The organism is Proteiniphilum sp. UBA5384, assembly GCF_002410825.1.
GTDB lineage: Bacteria > Bacteroidota > Bacteroidia > Bacteroidales > Dysgonomonadaceae > Proteiniphilum.
Map to the genome: position 1 here is coordinate 6219 of NZ_DHOS01000059.1, position 4208 is coordinate 10426.

The window sequence follows — 4208 nt, forward strand, 5'->3', positions numbered from 1 at the left end:
ATTTTCAATGGTGTCATATGGAACTCGCATTAGTCATGATCTTGTATGATAATGATTATCATGCTCGTTTCATATAATTTTTTATTGAGATATTTGGAATAATAATTTAGAAACTAATCCTGGCCCCTGTATTAAACTGTCTTGGCCTGGGATAAATACCATAGTCCAAACCTGTATAAATTTCGGGGAACATACCTTCGTATTTGGTGATATATCCCAGATTATATGCTCCTACAAAAATTTCTATGCCGCTTAATTTAACACTTTTCACCCACGATCGCGGGAGTTGGTAACTCAGTGATATCTCCCGGAATGCCAAATAATCACCTTTGCTGTAGTACAAACTGTTATTGGTCGCTCCCTGGGCACTATTCCCTATTTGATTATCCCATCTCATATTGTTTCTGTATTGATAATCATAATCACTTTGCACGGTATACTTGGGATATCTGGTACCATCATTTGCACTTTGCCAGGTATTGGTCATCGATTCTTTAATGGCGTTGTTGTTATTTCTGGAGCTACCCATAATTTGTCCCTTAAATCCATTGTCAATCACATGACCTACAGCCCAGTCCATTACGACCCTTGCTGTCAATCCTTTATAACTGAATGTATTAATAATGCCTCCTGTTTTGTCAGGACGGATATATCCCATAAATACCATATCTTTCACATCAAGTCTCCCATCGCCGTTCACATCTTCAAAAATGGCATCTCCCGCATGTTTTCGGCGGCTTTGAGCATTCGGATCCACCGGAGCTTTTGACGCGTCTTCTTCTGTTTGATAGGTACCCAAATAGTTGAATGCCCACCTTCCTCCAAAGCGTTCTCCTTCGGCTATTCCTCCAACTTTCATCTCCTTGCCGGTGACAGGATCGTATATAAAATTACCGCCTACCCTGTTTTTCTCTTCCCCGTTATCAGGAAGTTGTTCAACAACCCCTTTATTATACGAAAAGGTCATGGCCAGATTCCAGATGAAACCTTGTATATCAATGGGGGTTGCATCCAGTTCTATTTCAAAACCGGTATTCCGGATTGAGCCATAATTACTTTTGATTGAACTAAAACCTGTAGAATACCATAGCGGCTCGTCGTATAAACGGTCATGAGTCAATTTATTATAGTAGTCAAACATAAAATTCAGTCGGTTCTTAAAAAAACCAATGTCAATCCCAATATCATAAGAATCGGTTGTTTCCCATTGAAGCTGGGAATTTTTCAATCTCGTATTCAGGATACCCACGCTACCCATGTAATTACTGCCAGTAATAGTATAGGCACCACGGGAATCAGCGACACTTAAATTATTGTTACCGGTACGTCCCCAACTTGCACGCCACTTCCATCGGCTCATAATATTCATCAAAGGTTCAAAAAACTCTTCTCTGTGCATGTTCCATCCTGCAGATAACCCGGGAAAAACACCCCACATGTTTTCTTCCGCAAAACGCGACGAAGCATCAGTCCGTAAACTTGCCGACGCCATATATTTTCCCTTATAATCGTAGTTTACACGTCCAAAATAGCTAAGAGTTGCTTCATATGTTTTCGTGGAACTTGCACGTTGTGTACTGTCGGCCGTGGCGTTTAAAGTGGGGATCTGGTCAATCATGGCCCCACTGCCGCTTGCCGATAGTCTGTAGCTATAATCGTTTGTATAGCTTGTTCCTGCAACAGCAGACACATTATGGTTCTCACCAAATTTCGTATCATAAGAGAGCAGTGCATCACCCTGAAGATGTCTGTCGTAGTTATGATCGGCCGATGCTGGACGTATCGTGTTACCCGTGGTCTCGTTGTGGGCCTGGAAATAATTCTCTAGCCCCTCTGTTCCAAAATAATATGCTGATGGGCTAAATATCAACCCGGGCAATATATCCCATGTGGCACCAACTTGAAATGTGGTACGATAGACGGTCACATCATCGTACTTCCCTTTATAATAAAGTTCATGAAGCCTGTTTCGGAACGACGAGATACCTTCACCCGGTGCGGGAGTTCCATCTTCATAATACTGTCGATAGGTGGGCGGCGTCAAAATACTTCTGGATATCGTATTGTTCGTATTCCCCCCGCCTTTAGAATCTCTTACCTGAAAGTTCGCCTTAGTAGACATTCTCCATGTATCGCTTAATTTATAATCCCCGTTATACAGGATACTGTAATTTTTATAGTTTGTACCTCTGAGAATACCATCCTGATCCATATATCTGAGTCCCACATAATAGCTGGCAAAATCATTTCCTCCACTTACATCCAAATCATATTCATGCTTGTTGCCGGTAGTAAAGGTAGCATCCTGGAAATCGTTGTCCTGAAAAATGAGTTGTCTGCCGGTTACAGGATCCTGCATTGTTTGCCAACCCTCTCTCTCCAATAAATTGCTTACGTATTGCTGTCCGTAATTGGCCAAATAGACATCCAGAAATTCAAGCGTATTTTTGGAATTTCTGGGATTTCCGGTAGACATGCCGTAAGAACCATTCAGAAACTTTGCCTGGTCTTCTTTGCCATTGTAAGTCAGATCGGCTTTGTTAAACTTGGCGGTATTACTCCGAGTTAAAAAGATATAATCTTTTGCGTTCAGAAGAGGAATTCTCTCCGGCTGCATTTCTATACCGAAGGTATATTTAAAATTCACTTTCGTTTTTCCTCCCTTACCCGACTTGGTCGTAATAAGTATAATACCATTTGCCGCTCTGGAACCGTAAATTGCTGTTGAGGCTGCATCTTTTAAAACTTCTACGGACTCAATGTCGGAAGGATTCATATCTGAAATATTTCTGAATCCCTGAGAAACTATTCCATCAATGATAAAAAGAGGTGTATCACTTTCGGGAGATGTGGAGCTTCCTCCTCGGATAAATACTTGCGGGTTTGCCCCAGGTTGCCCGTTTTGCATCTGTAATGACAAACCCGCCACTTTCCCTTGTAATTGCAATAAAGGATTTTGTCCGGGTGTTTTTAGAAATTCCTCCTCCCCAACGCTCGATATAGACTGTGTTACCAATGCGCGGGATTGCGTCCCATAGGCTATTGCTACAAACTCTTCCAGTTCCACGGTGGAAAGTTGCATCACCACGCGTATTTGTCTTGATTCTGTAATGATGATCTCTTGTGTTTGAAAACCTACGTATGAAAACATCAATGTGCCACCTTTCGGGACAGTTAATCGGAAATTTCCGTCTATATCGGTCACCGTTCCCTGAGTAGTACCTTTCACAACCACGGAAACGCCCGGCAAAGTTTCACCTTCGTTGTCATTCACGGTCCCGGACACTGTTATCTCCTGTGCCCGGAGAAAGGTAATAGAAGCAAATAAACCAACTAGTAAGGCCAAAAATCGATAAATTTTTCTCATCTTTGTATAGATTTTAAAAATAATTGTGTTTTTAAATTCTGACTGAAGGGAGTATTGTTTACAGGACACACTCCCTTCTTTATTTTACCAATAAACCAACGCTCCGTAGACTCTCCTGAAGAGCATCATACTCCTCCCTTTCGAATGTGGCAAATGGCGGGCGACATGATCCGCATTCGATTCCCATCAGATTCATAATGGCTTTCCCGCCTCTCACTCCTCCTCCATATTGAATAATGATTTTCACCATTTCAACCGACTGTACCTGAAAGGCTCGTGCCGTTTCCACATCGTTACTTTCCATGGATTTCAAAATATTCAGATAGATATGGGGTATATAGTTATACGTACTCCCTACACCGGCTACAGCACCGAGAGCCAATCCGCAAATCAGTGTCTCGTCGAAACCGTGTAACACCTCAAATGCCCCATTATCCAGCTGAATACAGTCGCCCATTTCCATCAGGTTGTGGTGTGTAAACTTCACACCTGCCAGGTTGGGAATCCTTTTTTTCCCTTCATGAAGGAACTGTGCAACCGAAAGATTTACCCCGGTCATGGAGGGCATGTTATAATAGTAGAATGGTAATTGTGGTGCGGAAGCAGCAATAGGCGCAAAGAAATCGATCAGATCCTTCACTTTTTCCGGCTTGAAAAATGAAGGGGCGATACACCCGATTCCATCTGCGCCTTGCACTGCAGCATGACGTGCCAGCTCCATTGCCTCGCGTTGGTTATCGCTGCCCACATGGGCAATAATTTGAAAGTCACCTTTACCCCGTTTTATCCATTCCTCTAAAATCATTTTTCTTTCGGTTGTGGTGAGGGAAGTAAACTCCCC

2 protein-coding genes are annotated in these 4208 nt (G+C 42.5%); both read right to left on the reverse strand.

What is annotated here, in order from left to right:
• Positions 1–106 precede the first annotated feature (106 nt).
• The gene (locus tag B4G81_RS11135; protein WP_294082500.1) at positions 107–3346 is read right to left on the reverse strand and encodes a SusC/RagA family TonB-linked outer membrane protein; all 3240 of its coding nucleotides are present in this window, start codon (positions 3344–3346) and stop codon (positions 107–109) included.
• 100 nt (positions 3347–3446) lie between these two features.
• Positions 3447–4208, reverse strand: a 762-nt coding sequence (locus B4G81_RS11140; RefSeq protein WP_294082501.1) for a dihydrodipicolinate synthase family protein, incomplete at its 5' end; no start/stop codon positions are given.